We start from the raw sequence: 19,515 nt of genomic DNA, 5'->3' as shown, positions 1-19,515 counted from the left end.
GTTAGGTACTGCGTTAAAACAAGGCGGCCAGTTTGTCCCAGAGGAAAAACCGCACTTCCACCTTTGGCGCTGGTTGCTCGACCGTCATCGCAGTTGCAATCGGTTCAGTTTTTGCTTCCAGCTCAACGTTTGCTGCACGTGGCTCGCTTGTCTCAGGTGTCGTTTCCGCTTTCGTTTCACCTTCGCTGTGGACAAGTTCAGCTGGCTGCATCCAACGCTCTGCCCGCAATAGCGAGCGCTCTTCATCTATGCTTTGATACGTGTCATCCATTTTTTCTTGGCCTGCCTTCTGTTCGAAAGACGATGGCTCGTTTGAAGATGCCGATTGTTGGGATTTTGCTCCCGACTTCTCTTCGGCATGTGCTACCGCATCGCCATTGGCCATATCGATGAAGCACAGTGGCGGAAACAACACACACCACCAGTTTTGGCCTTCCGCTTCACCAATTCGCACACGGAGCGCTTCATAATTGCCAGCTGGATACACATAGGAACCGTACAGCTTGGTCGGGAACGGCACTTGACCAAAATCAACCACAGCTGGGTAGGAAAATCCGCGGGCTTTGATGGTTTTATCCACAAGCTTTTGCAGTTCCGGCAAACGCTTGGCCACCACTTGGCGCGCTTCGTCATAGGAGCCGATTTCTTTGACCCAGGTGTTCATCTGGGCGACGATCGCGTCTCTTACTTCACGTTTTAACCATTGGTCTGTAACAGAATCACTATTGGCAATGATGCGCAAACGAATGGATTCCTGCGGGATCGGCCCGTTATCCAGCACATTGGCTGACGAACGCTGCTGCTCCCAGCACATCGTGGCGATTACCAACGAAAACACTACCAGTAAGAACCGTTTCATCTTTCATCGTCTCCCCTCAAATACTGACGCTTGTTTTTGTTTCTCTTGTATCTCTCTAGTCGTCAGTATGGACAGGCAATGGAAGGAATATACACACAGTTTTAACTTTTTTGTTTTCGTACACCTACTACAATGCGGTCGATGCCCGCCAAGTCAGGAACGATAGCCGTTTCGTCGATCACACCGCTTGCCATCATCAGCCGGGCAACGTCCTGGGCTTGGTGAATCCCCACCTCAAATGCCACCAACGCCTGCTCCTTCAACACGGCAGGCAGCGCCTCACATAAGCGTCGATAGCAATTTAAGCCGTCTTCACCACCGTCAAGCGCGAGCAACGGCTCGTACTCCTTCACTTCACGATCGAGCTCCAATACATCGCTGCTTGGGATATACGGTGGATTGGAGACAAGCACATCGACCTGTTCCCCATGCAAAAGGAGCGGCTCCAGCAAGTCGCCATGTAAAAATCTCACCTTATCCCCAAGCCCAAGTCGTTTGGCGTTGTCGCGGGCAATCTCGATCGCATCTGTGGACAAGTCGACGGTTGAAACCGCCCAAAGTGGTCTCTCGCTTGCTAGTGTCAACGCGATCGCGCCGCTGCCCGTGCCGATATCCACAGCCGCAAGCTCGCTTTCCTTTGTCCACATCCTGTCCGCGTACTGGAGCACCTTCTCGATGAGGATTTCTGTTTCCGGCCGCGGAATCAGCACACCGGGACGAACGAGAAATTCACGCCCGAAAAACTCTTGGGTCCCGATCACATACTGCAGCGGTTCTTGTGCTGCCCGGCGCTCACAAAGCGCTTGGAACCGCTCAGCCGCTCCATCCGGCATCGGGTCAGGCAATGAGGCGAGAAAGCTTGCCCGCTCCATGTCGAGCACATGACGCAGCAGCAGCTCGGCCTCAAACCGCGGGTCCCTGCAGCCATGCTCCTGTAAAAAGGAAGAAGCCCGGAGCAGGGCTTCTCGAATTGTTGTTGGCTGTACCATATTACACGACACCTTGGCTTTGCAAAAGCTCAGTTTGCTCATGCATGATCAAGTTGTCGATCACTTCATCCAGCTCGCCGGACAAAATGCTTTCCAAACGGTGGAGCGTCATGCCGATGCGGTGATCAGTCACGCGGCTTTGCGGGAAGTTATAGGTGCGAATCCGTTCCGAACGGTCACCTGTCCCCACCAAGCTTTTGCGTGTTGCGTCTTGCTCGGCCATCGCTTGCTGCTGATGGAAGTCAAACAGACGCGCACGCAGTACACGCAACGCTTTATCCTTGTTGGAGTGCTGCGATTTCTCATCCTGGCAAGATACGACGATACCCGTCGGGATGTGAGTCACACGAACAGCGGACTTGGTCGTATTGACGCTCTGTCCGCCGGCACCGCTGGAACAGAACGTATCGATCCGGATATCCTTTTCGTTCACTTCCACTTCCACTTCTTCCGCCTCAGGCAAAACGAGCACGGTCGAGGTAGACGTATGGATGCGACCGCCCGATTCGGTCGAAGGAATACGCTGCACGCGATGCGCGCCGCTTTCGAATTTCAGCTTGCTGTAAGCGCCTTGTCCGCTCACAGAGAAAATGATCTCCTTGTAGCCACCAAGCTCTGTCTCGTTGGCTTCGATCACTTCGACTTTAAAGCCCTGACGCTCAGCATAGCGGGTGTACATGCGGTACAGATCGGATGCAAACAGTGCGGCTTCATCGCCGCCAGCTGCCCCGCGAACCTCAACGATTACGTTCTTGTCGTCGTTAGGGTCTTTAGGAAGCAGCAGAATTTTCAGTTTGTGCTCCAGCTGTTCCTTCTGCTTGTTCAAATCAGCAATCTCGGACTTCACCATTTCGCGCATTTCATCGTCGAGCTTGTCGTCCAGCATCATTTTGGCGCCATCCAACTGCTCTGTGACAGATTTATATTCACGATAAACGGTAACCGTTTCTTCCAAGGAACGCTGTTCAATCGATAATTCACGCAAACGCTTTGTATCGCTGATGACATCGGGGTCACACAATAAGTTATTCACTTCTTCATAACGCTCTTCAACTGCTGATAAGCGATCAAACACTGCACTTCACCCCATGTAAGATGAATGATGGTTAACATTAAAATTATAGGAAAAAACCCTTGAAAAGTCAAAGAAAAAAGCTGTCAATGCCAAGGCATCAACAACTCGGATTGCGTGCGTTACGGTGTCACATGTACGCCATCGTTGGAGGTCAAATGATAGTCGTAGCGCGGCGCCTTCTGGACTAGATTCGCAATGACCTGCCGCTCGATGTCCCGGGCATGTTGCGCCGTAACGTTTGGGGCGAGATCCAGCGTCACATAGGCGTTTCCGCCGCTGACTGAAACGCGTGCGCCTTCAACACCAGGCACGCTCTTCACCACCATCTCCAGGTTTTTTTCATCGACAGAATAATTGCGGACGCTATGCTTCCCAACCAGAATGTTTGGGTTTTGATTACGCCCCATCAACGTTTCACGATTGGCCCCAGGTGTCGCCGACTGTTCGTTTTGCTGGGCCCGATACGTATTGCAGCCGCCAAGCACGGTCAGGGACAGCACGGCAGTTATAAGTAAGACAGTACTTTTATGCAGACGGGAATTTGTACCCATGCAAAAAGCCACCTCCTGTTTTGCCTAGTGTGCGCAATGAAGAACACGCCCATGCAAAAAAGAAAAGTGGCTTTTTGGCTGACAAATGATGAATTAGGCTTGTTTCGCCGCTTCCTTGACGAGCCCTGGTTTCCCCGGGATTTGGTGGCAATGACGGCATCTGGCTTCATAGCTCTCCGCCGTCCCAACCAAGATGATCGGGTCGTGGTAATCAGCCGGCTCATTGTTCAAGAGGCGCTGCGTGCGCGTAGCGGGGCTGCCACAAACGGCGCAGATCGCTTCCAGCTTAGTCGTGTACTCGGCTACTGCAAGGAGGATCGGCGTCACCCCGAACGGCTCTCCGCGGAAATCTTGGTCAAGTCCAGCACAGATGACACGGACGCCACTGTCCGCCAGATACTGGCACACTTCAATGATTTCGTCGTCAAAAAACTGAACTTCATCAAACGCCACGACATCGGTGTCCGGCTTCACAAGCTCCAGCACGTCCCGTGCAGAACTAACGGCTACCGCATCTTCCATGACACCATTATGGGACACGACCGCCATTGCATGGTACCGATCATCAATGCGCGGTTTAAATACTTGCACCCGCAGCTTCGCAATTTTGGCGCGACGAATCCGGCGAATCAGCTCCTCGCTTTTGCCGGAAAACATACAGCCGCAGATGACTTCAATCCAACCGTTCTGTTTCATAAAGTACATGGAATCATCACCAATATTTACAAAGTATTCAAGAATGCTCATGATCGCTTGTCCATCATAGCATCTCGCGTCAGATTCGCCAATCGTTCGAACTATTTATTTCCCAACTTTTTTGCTTGTGAAAATCGTTCGATCGCATCAACCAGTTTGTCGCATGACCGAAAAAACAAGACCAGATAGCTTTCACTATCTGGCCTTGTTTGCTTTCCAGTCGTTGCCGATTAGGAAAGGTTGTATTTGCGTTTGAAGCGGTCTACACGTCCACCAGCATCAACGAATTTTTGTTTACCAGTAAAGAACGGGTGGCAGTTGGAGCAAATCTCTACGCGGAGAGCTTGCTTAACGGAACCGGATTCGAATTCGTTACCGCATGCACACGTTACTTTTACGAGATTGTACTTAGGATGAATACCTTGTTTCATTCTTCTCGCCTCTTTCCGCCCTGAATCGTTTCCCGAAACAGAGTTAATTTACACAATAAAAGAATACTAACATGCAAAATGGTCGAATGCAAGAGCCAGCTTTTGCTACACCATCTTTTTCCTTCTCTGCAATTCGGAAGGAGGAACATGGGTGAAGGAGCCGATGATAACATCCGGCAATTCTTCCTGATAGATTTCGATCGCTTGCTTCATCCCGAATACTTCGCCCTGCGCTTTCGGGATCATCGCCAGATAGCTCTCCGGATCGATATTCAGATTACGCATTTGAATCAGCTTGATGCCTGTCCGTTTGATGAAGCTGATCATCGCTTCCATCTCTTCTTCACGGTCGAAGACGCCAGGGAAGCAGAGATAGTTGATCGAGGTGTACACCCCTTTTGCCGCAGCGTACTCGGCTGATCGCGCGACGTTCTCAAGCGTATAGCCGCGCGGTCGGTAATACGCATTATAATGCTCGTCGATTGCGCTAATAATACTGATGCGCATCAGATCAAGCCCGGCATCCACGATCCCTTTAATATGATCGGTCAGGCCTGCATTCGTGTTGATGTTGATAAAGCCCATGTCAGTCTGGGCACGCACGCGCCGCATGGCTGGTACAATGATGGACGCCATCGTGGACGGCTCGCCTTCGCAGCCTTGGCCGAAACTGATGATACTCTCCGGCGTCTGAAGATGATGAAGCATCACTTCCACCAGCTCATCTTCCGTTGGCTTGAAATTCATGCGCGTCTGCGGCGACGGGAAGCCGCTGTCATCCGGCTGTTCGGAAATGCATCCGTAACAGCCCGCGTTACAGGTATACGATACCGGCAAGCTTCCTTCCCAACGGTGGAAAAAGTTATTGGATGCCGTCAAGCATTCATATTCAAGTGCGCAATGGGAAAGATGGTTCAAAATCCTGTTTTCCGGAAATTGCTTGAGCGTACTCTCTACACGGGAACGCAGCTCGTCCATCGGGAAATTCATCGGGTTCCATTTGTGCGGTTCATCGCTTTTGCGGGCAGCCACCCAAAAACCGCCGTCTTTCCACACAACTGCTGTATAGCCGAACAGGGGCATCTTCGATTCCTTAGACGTTTTGATATAACCAGGCAGGAGAAGACGGGTAAACCCTTGTGGCACCAAAGCGCCGACTGCGCTGCAGCCGTCCAGCTTGGTCATCTCTCCGGTTTCCGGATCCATTCCCACCGGAACGGTATCAGGCAAACTCACCATCGTCGAGCCTTCCGGAAGCGGAATTAGCTCTTCCTCCAAAACTTCTGTCAATATATCTCCATTTCGTGCGATCGCCCATAAACCGGGATGATCGTACACTTGTCCGTTCTGATCCGCATATACCAAATACATGAAAAATCGCCTCACTTCTTTGCTTCCGCCATTGTAACGTACTGGGAAGGCAAAGTAAACTGAGGCGGTGCATGTACGATTTTCCTTAGCAAACCTTCCCTAGCGCGGTAAAAACGGCAGCGGATTGACCGGTATGTTATCCTGCCGAATCTCAAAATGAAGATGATAGCCTGTGGCATCCCCGGTTCGTCCCATATAGCCCAGAACATCTCCCGCCAGCACGGCCTGCCCGACGGAGACGCCGATTTTCCCCATATGCGCATAGTAGCTCTGCAAGCCGTTGCCATGGTCGATGATGACCAAATCACCGTAGTCGCTATGAACGCCCGCCTCCACGACAATCCCTGCCCGCGCCGCCGTAATCGGCGTGTTTTCTTCTTTTTCATTCCACAGGTCAACACCCTTATGCATCTTTCCCCACCGCGCTCCAAATCCACTCGTAATCGTCGGTTCGGCAACCGGCCACTTCATCCGCAGACCGCGCATGGCCAAGCGGTTGGCCGCTTCCGCCATTTCTCGTCTCGCTTGAAAGCTTCCGGCTTGCACGGAAGGAGCCTCAGGCGTCGGTATGTAAATTTTTTGGCCGACGTACAGCTGGTTGTCCAATATTTTCACGAGCGGGTTGCGCACAATGATTTCCTCCGCAGAAATTCCATAACGCTGTGCGATACGTTCCAGCGTCTCCCCCTGGCTTACCATGTGCACGATCCCGTCTTTTCGAATCGTAAGCCGCATCCCGATGCTAACCAGATTGGGATTGTCGATTTTATTTTGAGCCATCAACTCACTGAGCGTCATCCCATATGTCCCCGCGATCGAGGAAAGGGTGTCCCCCGACTGCACCGCATACATCATCACGGTCGATCTTTGCTGTTGATCCGGCTTATTTCCCTTCTGCCAGGATGAAAACGGATTGAGCGCTTGTGCGAGCGTCTGCTCAATGACGAAGCGCTTCGCTTCCCCCTGGTCGGTCCAATTCGGCATATCCGCAGCAATCCCAACGCCACCCATCTAGCAGCCCCCTTAGTCGAATCTACTCTATCAGTCTATTCATCCGTCTAAAAAAAATGACGGTGAGCGTTAACTCACCGTCGGGTTGCCAGACTGTTTCGCCGTCGATCTCGCAGGCGCGGTTTCCAGCGTTTGCATGAACTCAGCGTTCGTCTTGGTATCTCCTAGCTTTTTGATGAAATTATCGATGAAGTCGTGGCTTTCGTTCATGTTTTTACGAATCGCCCACAGCTTTTCCAGTTCTTCTTTGGACAAAAGCAGTTCCTCACGACGCGTTCCCGAACGACGAATATCGATCGCCGGGAAAATACGGCGCTCTGCCAGCTTGCGATCCAAATGAAGCTCCATGTTACCTGTTCCCTTAAACTCCTCGTAAATCACGTCGTCCATCCGGGAGCCAGTTTCGACCAGAGCAGTCGCCAAAATCGTCAGGCTACCGCCCTCTTCAATGTTGCGGGCCGAACCGAAGAACCGTTTGGGACGGTGGAACGCAGCTGGATCAATACCGCCAGACAGTGTCCGTCCGCTTGGAGGAATCACCAGGTTATACGCACGCGCAAGGCGGGTAATGGAATCAAGCAGGATGACGACGTCCTTTTTGTGCTCAACCAAACGTTTTGCCCGTTCCAATACCAATTCCGCCACTTTGATGTGGTTTTCCGGAAGTTCATCGAAGGTCGAAGCGACGACCTCACCTTTTACGGAGCGCTGCATATCGGTCACTTCTTCCGGACGTTCATCGATCAGGAGAACGAACAAATGAATATCGGGATGGTTTTCCGTAATGCTGTTGGCGATTTCTTTTAACAGCATGGTTTTTCCCGCTTTCGGAGGCGCTACGATCAGACCGCGTTGCCCTAAGCCGACAGGCGCGATCAAATCCATCAAGCGAACGGAAAGCTTGGAAGGTGCCGTTTCGAGAACGAGCTTTTTCTGAGGATAGAGCGGTGTTAAGGCGGGGAAGTGCAGACGCTCGGATGCCTGTTCAGGGTCTTCTCCGTTGACGGCTTCCACTTGCAAAAGCCCGAAATACCGTTCGTTTTCTTTTGGCGGACGCGCTTTACCCGATACCACATCGCCCATCCGCAGATCAAATCTGCGGATCTGCGATTGGGAAATGTAGATATCCTCGGAACTCGGGAGATAATTGATCGGACGCAGGAAGCCGTACCCTTCCGACAAAATCTCTAAAACGCCTTCCATAAACATCAAGCCGTCACGTTCAGCACGTGCCCGCAAAATCGCAAATATCAGCTCTTTCTTCTTCATTTGCGAATAGTACGGAATCTGAAACTCCTTAGCCAGCTTGTACAGCTCCGTTAATTTCTTTTCTTCCAATTCCGATAGAAGCACCTAGATAATCCTCCTCCTATAGACCCAAGCGCGGTTTACGCTCCAACCGATGGTTACCTTCAATGAAGCGGATCGTTCCCGTCTTCGCACGCATGACGACAGAATGTGTGGTCGCGCGCATCCCTTGGAAGCGAACACCACGCAAGAGCTCGCCATCGGTTACGCCTGTCGCCGCAAAAATCGCGTCATCGCCCTTCACCATATCTTCCATACGCAGCACTTGGTGCGGATTCACCAGCCCCATTTGTTTGCAGCGTTCCAGCTCAGCTGCATCCTGCGGAAGCAATTTCCCTTGAATTTCTCCACCTAAACATTTCAATGCAACGGCAGCCAGAACCCCCTCCGGAGCACCGCCAGATCCGAACAAAATGTCGACACCCGTATTTTCAAACGCAGTGTTGATTGCCGCTGCCACATCGCCGTCCGGAATCAGCTTGATTCGCGCGCCTGCTGCACGAACTTCATGAATGATGCGGCTATGGCGATCGCGGTCCAAAACGATCGCGACCAGATCGCTTAGATCTTTGCCGTTCGCCTGCGCCACCGCTTTTAAGTTATCGATGATCGGCGCATCGATGTCGACTTTTCCGACTGCCTTCGGTCCAACTGCGATTTTTTCCATGTACATGTCTGGAGCGTGCAACAGATTGCCACGGTCCGCAATCGCGATAACCGAGATCGCATTCCACGTCCCTTTCGCCACGATGTTGGTCCCTTCCAACGGGTCAACCGCAACGTCTACAAAAGGTGCCACGCCTTGTCCCAGCTTTTCACCAATATACAGCATCGGCGCTTCGTCCATTTCCCCTTCACCGATGACGACAATGCCGTCCATCGGGATGTTGTTGAACTCATCGCGCATTGCGGTCGTCGCCGCTCCATCCGCCTCGTCCTTTTTACCCAATCCCATCCAACGCGCCGAAGCAAGCGCTGCTGCCTCTGTTACGCGAACCAATTCCATTGTTAAACTGCGTTCCATGATTTCGTTCCTCCCTGTCGGCTATTCTATCGCTCTCGTGCCGATTCTGGTGATTTTCTTCTTATGATAGACGCACCCAGCTTTTGCAGCTTCTCGACCAAGTTTTCGTAGCCGCGATCAATATGCTCCAGACCGTCTACCTCGGTAATTCCGTTAGTAGCAAGTCCACTGATCACTAACGCAGCGCCAGCCCGCAAATCGGATGCGATGACTTTCGCGCCCATCAGCTGCTTTCCGCCTTCAATCAAGGCCGAACGACCCTCTACCTTAATGGAGGCACCCATGCGGCGCAATTCATCCACATGGCGGAAGCGCGCACCATAAATGTTATCGGTGACAATGCTGATGCCTTTGGCTTGCGTCAACAGAGCTGTGATCGGCTGCTGCAAATCGGTTGGAAACCCTGGGTACGGATTGGTCTTCACATCGATGGCGCGATATTTCTCTTGTCCACACACGGTGATAGAATCCCCATCTACCTCCACGTTTACGCCAATCTCTCTCAATTTGGCCGTTACCGATTCCAAATGTTTCGGAATCACATTTTCCAATGTCACAGTCCCTCTTGTCGCTGCGGCCGCAATCATATACGTCCCCGCTTCAATCCGGTCGGGAATGATCGTATGGCGGCATCCGCTCAATCGCTTGACGCCTTCGATACGGATTTTATCGGTACCTGCCCCTTTGATATTGGCCCCCATATTATTCAGCAGCGTGGCCACATCCACGATCTCCGGTTCCCTCGCAGCATTCTCGATGACAGTGACACCTTCAGCCTTTGCTGCAGCCAGCATGATATTGATTGTGGCCCCGACGCTGACCAGGTCCAGATAAATCCGTGCCCCTTTTAGCTGCTTGGCTTTGATCGTTAAGACACCGTTTTGATTTTCGACTGTGGCGCCGAGCGCCTCAAACCCTTTGATATGCAAATCGATCGGCCGCGGGCCCAAATCACAGCCCCCAGGCAACCCGACGTGCGCTTCGCCAAACTTCCCAAGCATGGCTCCCCACAAATAGTAGGAGGCACGCAATTTTTTTACGCGTCCATTCGGCAAATACATAGGCTTCAGCGGTCGTCCGTCAATTTCCATCCAATCGTCTTCAAACAGAACATCCGCACCCATCTCGCGCAATAGGTCGAAATAGATTTGAACATCTTGAATCCTCGGCAAGTTTTCAATGACAACCGGGCCATCGGCCAACAAAGCAGCGGGAATCAGCGCAACTGCACTGTTTTTTGCGCCGCTCACGGTGACAGACCCATTGAGCGCACGTCCCCCGCTAATGATAAGCTTATCCATAAACCGCTCTCCTCAGGCATATCTTTATACATTGATATCTACTTGATCGTTGATCGTGAAGAAACTGACACTTGTATGGGCATTGACCCTTCGATAAAAGCAAGAAAAGCTTCCTCCTTCCAAGGAAAACGTTTTTTCCTAAGAGGCTGATAGAGAAGCTTTTCTTGAAAGAAGCACCTTCTCCGACGGAAAAGGTGCTCGCGAACCGCTGATGATCAGCTTTTACTTTTGCATGTTGGCCCAGTCGGCCAGGAACTTTTGCAGTCCGCTGTCGGTCAGCGGGTGTTGCAGAAGCTGTTTGAAAACCTTGTAAGGGATCGTCGCAAAATGCGAGCCGCGCTTAGCCGCTTCCGTCACATGGATCGGGTGGCGAATGCTCGCTGCGATGATTTCTGTATCCAAACCATGAACCTCGAAAATTTCCGCAATGTCGGAAATCAGCTGCAAGCCGTCTTGGCCGATGTCGTCAAGACGTCCGAGGAACGGGGACACATACGTAGCGCCCGCACGCGCAGCAAGAAGCGCTTGGTTTGCGTTAAAGATCAAGGTTACGTTTGTTTTGATTTTTTTCTTGGAGAACACTTTGACTGCCTTCAGACCTTCTTCAGTCATCGGCACTTTCACCACGATGTTTTTGGACAGTGCAGCCAGCTTTTCGCCTTCTTCGATCATGCCTTTGGCATCGACGCTGATCACTTCCGCGCTGATTGGACCATCGATGGTGTCGATGATTTCATTCAGCGTATCAATGAAATCGCGCCCTTCCTTGGCAACGAGCGAAGGGTTGGTTGTAACACCAGCCAAAACGCCCCATTCGTGAATATCGCGGATTTCTTCTACATTTGCTGTATCAATTAAGAATCGCATGGTTATCCTCCTGCTTACGCGCGGTTGTTGCTGCCGAAAAGACGAATCTTACCTTTTACAACTTCCTTGATTGCATCTCGAGCAGGCGTCAGATATTTGCGTGGATCGATTTCGTTTGGTTTTGCAGCAAGCACTTCGCGGATTACCGCTGTGCAAGCAACCTGGTTCTCGGTGTTCACGTTGATCTTGCCTACACCGCAGCTGATCGCTTTTCTGATCGCTTCATCAGGAACGCCGGAGCCGCCATGCAATACGACAGGCGCACCGATGTTTTTCGCTACTTCTTCAATAATATCAAAGTGGATTTTTGGCTCGCCTTTGTACATGCCATGAGCTGTACCTACAGCGATCGCCAAATAGTCAACCTTGGTTTCTTCCCAGAAGCGGATCGCTTCAGCAGGCTTCGCCAACGTTGCAGCATCTTCATCCACATTCACGTCGTCTTCGACACCGCCGATTGTTCCAAGCTCACCTTCGACAGAAACACCTACAGCATGAGCTGCTTCAACTACTTGCTTGGTCAAGCGGATATTGTCTTCAAAAGAATGGTGGGAACCATCAAACATTACGGAAGAGAATCCTGCACGGATGCATTTCATGACAACTTCAAAACTACTGCCATGGTCCAAGTGCAAAGCAATTGGTACGCCAGCCATTTCGGAAGCAGCCTTAGCCATTGCTACGGTGTACTCAAGACCCATGTAGCGCATAGCGCCTTCGGACACGCCGAAGATTACTGGGGACTTTTCCTCGATAGCAGCCTGTGTGATCGCTTGAACGAACTCTAAGTTGTTGATGTTGAACTGACCTACGGCATATTTATTCTTTTTAGCATCTTCCAGAAACGCGGTCATCGGTACAAGTGGCATGTGAAAAAAATCCTCCCTCTTGTGGTTCAGGTGATTTTGCTTGGCTTATTATACCACAAGCTATGTAGGGTTAACAGTTGCGTTTAACTTACCAATTGTTTGCTGACAGCCAATCGCAGTTCATCGATATCGAACGGCTTAGTGAAATGGGTGGACGCCCCGAGCTGGGTCGCTTCCTTAATCATGTCCAATTCACCGTAGGCGGTCATCATGATCACCTTGATATCCTTATTGATTTTTTTAATATGCTTTAAAATTTCAATGCCGTCCATGCCAGGAATTTTCATATCGAGAATAACAAGATCCGGAGATTCCTTCTCAACGATTTCCAGCGCCTTTTTACCGTTCGCTGCTTGGAACGTCGTGTAGCCCTCTTTTCCGAGTACTTCGAACAACAGGATGCGAATGCCATATTGATCATCTACGATTAAAATTTTCTTCTCCCGCATCGTAACACGTCCCCCTGATCTCCACGATTTTACTAATTGACTAGAGTTCGCCCAGCATTTAGGAAAATCCTCCCTATTCTTATAAAAATTCGCTCGTATTCTCGATTTATTGATAGAAAAAAATCTATCCCCCTGACAGCGGCTGGCACTCGCAGACCCTGTCAAAGAGGATAGACGTGGAATTACTTCAATTTGTTGCTAAGCGATGCTTTTACAAAATCGCGGAACAATGGTTGCGGGCGATTTGGACGGGAAGTGAACTCCGGATGGAACTGGGTAGCCAGGTACCAAGGATGATCTGGAATTTCAACGATCTCAACCAAACGTCCGTCAGGAGACGTACCGGCAAAATTCATGCCCAGCTGCTCCAACTGCTCGCGGTATTCGTTGTTAACTTCATAGCGATGGCGATGGCGTTCGTAAACGAGCGAATTGCCGTACGCCTTCTCTGTCAGGCTGCCTGCTGCAACCTTCGTTGGATCCAGACCCAAACGCATGGTGCCGCCTTTGTCCTCAATCTCTTTTTGTTCAGGCAACAGGTCGATAACCGGGTATTTTGTTTCCGGATTGATTTCGGAGCTATTCGCGCCGTCGAAACCTGCTACATGGCGTGCAAATTCGATGACAGACACTTGCATACCCAAGCAGATGCCCAGGAATGGGATTTTGTTTTCACGTGCATAGCGAGTCGCTGCGATTTTCCCTTCGATACCGCGATCACCGAATCCACCCGGTACCAAAATGCCATCGACATCGCCGAGCAGCTCAGCTGCGTTTTGATGGGTAACGTCTTCAGCGCTAACCCATTTGATGTCAATGTCCGTATCGTTGAAGTATCCGCCGTGGTACAGCGCTTCTGCTACGGACAGATACGCATCGTGCAGTTCGACATACTTACCGACGATTGCGATACGCGTCGTATGTTTCAAGTTTTTGATTTGCTCAACCAATGCTTTCCACTCAGTCATATCAGCTTGCTTGCACTCAAGGCCCAGATGGCGGCAAACATAGTCGTCCAGCCCTTGCTCTTGCAGCAACAGCGGAACTTCATACAGTGTCTCCGCATCAACACATTCGATTACTGCATTTTTGTCGATATCGCAGAAGAGAGCAAGCTTTTCTTTCATGTCCGCTTGAAGCGGGAACTCGGTGCGCGTCACGATCACGTTTGGCTGAATACCCAAGCTGCGCAGCTCTTTAACGCTATGCTGTGTCGGCTTGGTTTTCATTTCGCCTGCAGCGCGGATGTAAGGAACCAACGTCACGTGGATGTACATCACGTTTTCGCGGCCGATATCACTTTTCACCTGACGAATCGCTTCGAGGAACGGCAAGCTCTCGATGTCGCCGACAGTACCGCCGACCTCAGTGATGACAACGTCCGCTCCCGTTTCCTTGCCTGCGCGGTAAACGCGCTCTTTGATCTCATTGGTAATGTGTGGGATAACCTGAACCGTACCACCCAAGTAGTCGCCGCGGCGCTCTTTGGAAATGACTGACGAGTAAATTTTACCAGTCGTCACATTAGAGTTGGCGCTTAGGTTAATGTCGATAAAACGCTCGTAGTGTCCCAAGTCCAAGTCAGTTTCCGCTCCGTCGTCGGTAACGAATACCTCACCGTGCTGATATGGACTCATAGTGCCCGGGTCGACGTTGATGTAAGGATCGAACTTTTGGATCGTTACTTTCAATCCTCTGTTTTTCAGAAGTCTACCGAGAGATGCTGCTGTGATACCTTTACCGAGTGAGGATACAACCCCGCCCGTAACAAAAATGTACTTCGCCATTGCGTGCGTCCTCTCTTTCCCTATTCCGATATCGATCATGAATAAGTGCTGTCGTTATGTGGTGGAAAGCAACACAAAAGAAAAAACAAAAGCGACGATACCTATCCCGTGTGTAAACGGGTAGGGGCACTTTTGTTTTATAGTTTTCCTTATTTAACCGATCTTCATGTGAAGCCCAAAAAGTATTTTATAATGCGGGACAGCGGAAGTCAAGACAAGTTAGCGATCTTCTTCCTCGTCTTCTTCGCTCTCATCGGTCTCATCCTCTTCCGACTCTTCCTCATCTTCAAAGGCTTCTTCTTCGTCGATAATCTCTTCGTCGTCCTCTTCGGCTTCTTCTTCGAACTCGTCGTCGAGGAAATCATCTTCCGTTTCTTCGAAGGTAGTGTCTTCTTCTTCGAATTCTGCCTCAGCTTCATCTTCAATATCGTAATCATCGAAGTCGTCGTCAAGCACAACTTTCTTCTTCTTGCCGCCACCCTCTTGGGTTTCTTCGATCGTTTCGGTTGGATACCAGCGTTTCAATCCCCAGGTATTGTCACCGATGCAGATAAAGCGTCCATCGATGTTAACCTCTGTATACACCTGTGCGATAATGGACATTGTCTGCTCAGTTGTCAAACCACGCATGGCGGAAATCTCATCCATTATTTCGCGAAAGTTAAATGTACGTTTGGTTTCTCTCAGTATCTCATATGCGATGTCAACCATCGCCATCTCGCTTAGTCGTTCCGCTTCAATATGCTTGAGTAATTGGCTCAACCTTGGCACGTCCTTTCACAACAATAACTTGGCTAACTTACAGTATTCCTTATTTTAGCCGATAATGCAAGGTTTTCAACCCTATTTGCGTGAAAAACGTCCAACGCTACATATTCCGACGATATTGGCCGCCAACCTCGTAAAGCGCTGCGCTGATTTGTCCAAGGGACGCCACCTTCACCGTCTCCATCAGTTCGGCAAAAATGTTGCCGCCCGAAACAGCCGCTTGTTGCAAACGATGCAAAGCTTGCACCGCAACATCCCTATGCTCCTCCTGGAAGGCACGCAAATTGAGAATCTGCTGTTCCTTCTCCTCCTCGGAAGCACGTGCCAATTCGATCTCGTAATCGTCCTCGGAAGCATTCGGATTCAGGAATGTATTCACGCCGATGATCGGTAGCTCGCCTGTATGCTTTTTCATTTCATAGTACATCGATTCATCCTGGATTTTGCCACGTTGATATTGCGTCTCCATAGCGCCGAGCACGCCGCCACGGGAACCTAGGCGCTCGAACTCTTGCAGAACAGCCTCTTCCACCAGGTCCGTCAATTCTTCGATGATGAACGCACCTTGCAGCGGGTTCTCGTTTTTCGCCAAACCGAGCTCCTTGTTGATGATCATCTGAATGGCCATTGCGCGACGTACGGAGTTTTCCGTCGGTGTCGTGATCGCCTCGTCATATGCGTTGGTGTGCAGTGAGTTGCAGTTGTCATAAATAGCGACCAGGGCTTGCAGCGTCGTACGGATATCGTTGAAGTCCATTTCCTGCGCATGCAAGGAACGTCCGGACGTTTGAATATGGTACTTCAGCTTTTGGCTGCGATCATTTGCCCCATATTTGTTTTTCAAAGTCGTTGCCCAAATACGGCGCGCCACACGGCCGATCACGGTGTATTCCGGATCGAGTCCATTGGAGAAGAAGAATGATAGATTCGGCGCAAAATCATCGATATTCATGCCGCGACTCAAGTAATACTCCAAGTACGTAAATCCGTTCGCCAGTGTAAACGCCAGCTGCGAGATCGGGTTGGCGCCCGCCTCCGCGATATGGTACCCGGAGATGGATACCGAATAGTAGTTGCGCACTTTATGGTCGATGAAATACTGCTGAATGTCCCCCATCATCCGCAAAGCGAACTCCGTCGAGAAAATGCACGTATTTTGCCCTTGGTCTTCTTTCAAAATATCCGCTTGCACCGTACCGCGAACGTTGGCGAGGGTGTACGCCTTGATTTGCGCAGCTTCCTCTTCGTTCGGCTGGCGTCCTTCCCTTGCTACGAACTTGGCGATTTGTTGTTCGATCGCTGCATTCATGAACATCGCCAAAATCATCGGAGCCGGACCGTTGATGGTCATGGACACAGATGTGCTTGGCGCACACAGATCAAAGCCTGCGTACAGCTTCTTCATGTCATCGAGCGTGCAAACGCTGACGCCGCTCGTACCGATCTTGCCGTAAATGTCAGGGCGATGGTCAGGGTCCTCCCCGTACAAAGTGACACTGTCGAATGCCGTGCTGAGTCGCTTCGCCTCGTCGTTTTGCGACAGGAAGTGAAAGCGTCGATTCGTTCTCTCCGGCGTCCCCTCGCCCGCAAACTGACGTTTCGGGTCCTCACCTTCCCGCTTGAAGGGAAACACGCCTGCCGTATACGGGAATTCGCCCGGCACGTTTTCGCGCAGCAGCCATTTCAAAATTTCGCCCCAATCGACAAACTGCGGAACGCTCACCTTCGGAATCCGCGTGCCTGACAAGGAGGTGGTAAATAGCTTGGTGACCAATTCCTTATCGCGTACCTTCGTAACCAGTTGGTCTTGTTGATAGGCAGCCTTTTGCGTCGGCCACTTGGCGAGCAGCTTGCGGCATTCGGGATGAAGCTGCTCTTCAAAATGGCTGATCTGCTGATCAAGCAAGGCTACAAGCTCTCCGGACAACGCCTCGCCGGAAGCGAGCAGCGTCTCTTTCGCACCGTGAAGCTGGAACAGCTTGCGTGCCAGGCCCGATTGCTGCTCGACAAATGCGCCGTAATCACGCACGGTTTGGGCGATTTCCTGCAAGTAGTTCACACGGTCGGCAGGAATCAGCGATTTTTTGTAGATTTCCACTGGTTTGACGTCGAGAGAAGCGACGTCCCAATCGACATCCGTTTTCCGAGCGAGCGCTCGCATGGTGGCTGCAAAAAAGACATTCGTGCCCGCATCGTTGAACTGGCTGGCAATCGTGCCATAGACAGGAATTTCTTCGTCCGCAAGCTCAAAGGCATTGTGGTTGCGACGGTACTGCTTGCGAACCTCGCGCAGCGCATCCTCCGATCCTTTGCGGTCAAACTTATTGATCGCGATCAAATCGGCAAAATCAAGCATGTCGATTTTCTCCAGCTGGGAAGGCGCACCGAACTCAGATGTCATGACATACACGGAGACGTCGCAGACATCAGTGATTTGCGCATCACCTTGGCCAATCCCGCTCGTTTCCACAATAATCAGATCAAAGTCGGCAGCTTTTGCCACCTTTATCGCATCGGTTACCGCAGCTGACAGCTCCGAGCCCGATTTACGGGTTGCCAAAGAACGCATGTAAACGCGCGGGCTGTTGATCGCATTCATGCGAATCCGGTCACCCAGCAGCGCCCCGCCTGTTTTTTGCTTGGATGGGTCGACGGAAAGGATCGCGATCGTTTTGTTTTTATATTGATAAAGGAAACGGCGTACCAATTCGTCGGTCAGCGAGCTTTTTCCCGCGCCGCCCGTACCGGTAATTCCCATCACAGGAATGGTTCTGCCTGAATCTGTCGCGAGCTTATCTTCCACCTCTGCAAAAGCGCCCGGATTGCTCACTGCATATTCCGCAACGGAAATCAGACGGGCCACAGCATCGTGCTTTTGCTCCTTAACAAGCTCGCACTCACTTTGCAGCTGCTTGACCGTCGGAAAATCGGTCTGGCGCAGCATGTCGTTGATCATTCCTTGCAAGCCAAACTTGCGCCCATCGTCAGGCGAATAAATTTTGGCTACCCCGTACTCTTCCAGCTCGCGGATTTCGCGGGGGACGATGACGCCGCCCCCGCCGCCAAATACGCGAATATGACCGGCCCCGCGCTCACGAAGCAGGTCGATCATATATTTGAAATATTCCACATGTCCGCCTTGATACGAGCTGATTGCAATTCCTTGCACATCTTCCTGGATCGCGGCCGTTACCACCTCGTCGACGGAACGGTTATGGCCGAGGTGAATCACCTCAGCTCCGGACGATTGCAGGATTCTCCGCATGATGTTGATTGAGGCGTCATGCCCGTCATAGAGGCTGGCAGCCGTCACAAATCTGATTTTATTGACAGGACGATAGCTTTGCGTTTCCATCGCAGTTTCCCCTCGCTTCTCTCAATTACACTTTGTTGACGGCGCGCAGCTGTGTAAGCTATTTCTCGTTGCTCATTTCGCCTAATAGAAGCGCCGTTTGCTTCTCGATGAATTCATCCAACGAATAATGCTTGTGCAGAGCCCAGCGGCGGAATACCCACATTTCCCCCAGCACCATGATGTTGTCAGCCATCAGCTTGACATGCTTCTCATCGATATGGATCGAGCTGTCGGCAATCCCTTTCCGCAAAATTTCCTCGAAAATCCCGCTAATCGCTTCCTCGCGTCCGAGAACATAGCGCAACGTTTCCTTCGGCAGCGATTTGGCTTCCTGATAAATCAAAAGCACACGATCGCTCATTTGATCCATCACGCGGAAAAAGCTGCGCAGCGCCAGCTTCAAAATTTTCAGCCCGCTGCCATTGAAGTTGATCGCCTCACGAAGTCGATTTTCCACCTCGGCATGGATCGCGTCGCACACAAGGTACAGCACGTCTTCCTTGGACTCGATATATTCATACAGCGTCCCGATGCTAAAGCCCGAAGCGCGGGCAATCTCACGGGTCGTTGTTTTGTAAAAGCCTTTATTGATGAAAAGGTCAACAGCTGCCTCGATAATCTGCTCGCGACGCTTTTCAATTAGTTTCGGGTCCTTCACCAAAGAAGGGATGGTTTTCTTACGTTCTGACACAATGGGCCCACCTTTCATACTGACTGAGCGTTTGGTCAGAAATTTTAAAATAGTGCGACCAATCACTCTCGCTTCCTATCATTATACGATGAGTGGAATGGAAGTCACAATCC

18 protein-coding genes are annotated in these 19,515 nt (G+C 51.0%); all 18 read right to left on the bottom strand.

The annotated features are described in order from the left end of the window. Window positions 1-13: 13 nt before the first annotated feature. The 18 genes from spoIIR to EDM56_RS24410 all read right to left on the bottom strand — a co-directional run bounded on the left by spoIIR (window position 14) and on the right by EDM56_RS24410 (window position 19,402). Window positions 14-859, bottom strand: a complete 846-nt coding sequence (gene spoIIR, locus EDM56_RS24495) for a stage II sporulation protein R (protein ID WP_122920562.1) — start codon at window positions 857-859, stop codon at window positions 14-16. Between the two features lie 101 nt (window positions 860-960). Further along, on the bottom strand, window positions 961-1,848 hold the full coding sequence (prmC, locus tag EDM56_RS24490; protein ID WP_122920561.1) for a peptide chain release factor N(5)-glutamine methyltransferase: 888 nt from the start codon (window positions 1,846-1,848) through the stop codon (window positions 961-963). Between the two features lies 1 nt (window position 1,849). Further along, window positions 1,850-2,923, bottom strand: coding sequence for a peptide chain release factor 1 (prfA, locus tag EDM56_RS24485; RefSeq protein WP_122920560.1), 1,074 nt, complete (start codon window positions 2,921-2,923; stop codon window positions 1,850-1,852). Window positions 2,924-3,042: 119 nt separating this feature from the next. Next, window positions 3,043-3,474 (bottom strand): sporulation protein, encoded by a 432-nt coding sequence (locus tag EDM56_RS24480; protein ID WP_122920559.1) that lies wholly within the window; start codon window positions 3,472-3,474, stop codon window positions 3,043-3,045. Window positions 3,475-3,567: 93 nt separating this feature from the next. Beyond that, window positions 3,568-4,179 (bottom strand): thymidine kinase, encoded by a 612-nt coding sequence (locus EDM56_RS24475; protein WP_122920558.1) that lies wholly within the window; start codon window positions 4,177-4,179, stop codon window positions 3,568-3,570. Window positions 4,180-4,400: 221 nt separating this feature from the next. After that, on the bottom strand, window positions 4,401-4,601 hold the full coding sequence (rpmE, locus tag EDM56_RS24470) for a 50S ribosomal protein L31 (protein WP_122920557.1): 201 nt from the start codon (window positions 4,599-4,601) through the stop codon (window positions 4,401-4,403). 105 nt (window positions 4,602-4,706) lie between these two features. Further along, window positions 4,707-5,972 carry a radical SAM family protein gene (locus tag EDM56_RS24465; RefSeq protein WP_122920556.1) on the bottom strand — a complete coding sequence of 422 codons (1,266 nt, stop codon included), beginning with the start codon at window positions 5,970-5,972 and terminating at the stop codon, window positions 4,707-4,709. Between the two features lie 99 nt (window positions 5,973-6,071). Then, window positions 6,072-6,983 carry a peptidoglycan DD-metalloendopeptidase family protein gene (locus tag EDM56_RS24460; protein WP_122920555.1) on the bottom strand — a complete coding sequence of 304 codons (912 nt, stop codon included), beginning with the start codon at window positions 6,981-6,983 and terminating at the stop codon, window positions 6,072-6,074. A 69-nt stretch (window positions 6,984-7,052) separates the two neighbouring features. After that, complete coding sequence (rho, locus tag EDM56_RS24455) at window positions 7,053-8,336, bottom strand: transcription termination factor Rho (protein ID WP_122920554.1); 1,284 nt, start codon at window positions 8,334-8,336, stop codon at window positions 7,053-7,055. A gap of 16 nt (window positions 8,337-8,352) precedes the next feature. After that, the gene (gene glpX / locus EDM56_RS24450) at window positions 8,353-9,315 is read right to left on the bottom strand and encodes a class II fructose-bisphosphatase (protein WP_122920553.1); all 963 of its coding nucleotides are present in this window, start codon (window positions 9,313-9,315) and stop codon (window positions 8,353-8,355) included. 26 nt (window positions 9,316-9,341) lie between these two features. Then, entirely contained in the window at window positions 9,342-10,616 is a 1,275-nt protein-coding gene (locus EDM56_RS24445) for a UDP-N-acetylglucosamine 1-carboxyvinyltransferase (RefSeq protein ID WP_122920552.1), read from the bottom strand. A 222-nt stretch (window positions 10,617-10,838) separates the two neighbouring features. Next, window positions 10,839-11,483, bottom strand: coding sequence for a fructose-6-phosphate aldolase (fsa, locus tag EDM56_RS24440; protein WP_122920551.1), 645 nt, complete (start codon window positions 11,481-11,483; stop codon window positions 10,839-10,841). 14 nt (window positions 11,484-11,497) lie between these two features. Next, window positions 11,498-12,352 (bottom strand): class II fructose-1,6-bisphosphate aldolase, encoded by an 855-nt coding sequence (gene fba / locus EDM56_RS24435; protein ID WP_122920550.1) that lies wholly within the window; start codon window positions 12,350-12,352, stop codon window positions 11,498-11,500. Between the two features lie 83 nt (window positions 12,353-12,435). After that, window positions 12,436-12,801 carry a response regulator gene (locus EDM56_RS24430; RefSeq protein ID WP_122920549.1) on the bottom strand — a complete coding sequence of 122 codons (366 nt, stop codon included), beginning with the start codon at window positions 12,799-12,801 and terminating at the stop codon, window positions 12,436-12,438. 182 nt (window positions 12,802-12,983) lie between these two features. Beyond that, window positions 12,984-14,588, bottom strand: coding sequence for a CTP synthase (locus EDM56_RS24425; RefSeq protein WP_122920548.1), 1,605 nt, complete (start codon window positions 14,586-14,588; stop codon window positions 12,984-12,986). A 219-nt stretch (window positions 14,589-14,807) separates the two neighbouring features. Continuing rightward, window positions 14,808-15,350 (bottom strand): DNA-directed RNA polymerase subunit delta, encoded by a 543-nt coding sequence (gene rpoE, locus EDM56_RS24420; protein ID WP_122920547.1) that lies wholly within the window; start codon window positions 15,348-15,350, stop codon window positions 14,808-14,810. Window positions 15,351-15,456: 106 nt separating this feature from the next. Then, window positions 15,457-18,711, bottom strand: coding sequence for a fused isobutyryl-CoA mutase/GTPase IcmF (gene icmF / locus EDM56_RS24415; RefSeq protein WP_122920546.1), 3,255 nt, complete (start codon window positions 18,709-18,711; stop codon window positions 15,457-15,459). Between the two features lie 58 nt (window positions 18,712-18,769). Beyond that, window positions 18,770-19,402, bottom strand: coding sequence for a TetR/AcrR family transcriptional regulator (locus EDM56_RS24410; RefSeq protein WP_122920545.1), 633 nt, complete (start codon window positions 19,400-19,402; stop codon window positions 18,770-18,772). Window positions 19,403-19,515: the final 113 nt, after the last annotated feature.

Source organism: Brevibacillus fluminis, from assembly GCF_003710825.1.
Classification (GTDB): domain Bacteria; phylum Bacillota; class Bacilli; order Brevibacillales; family Brevibacillaceae; genus Brevibacillus_D; species Brevibacillus_D fluminis.
Note: the sequence above shows the minus strand (reverse complement) of the source record. Positions and strands in the feature narration are given on the sequence as shown.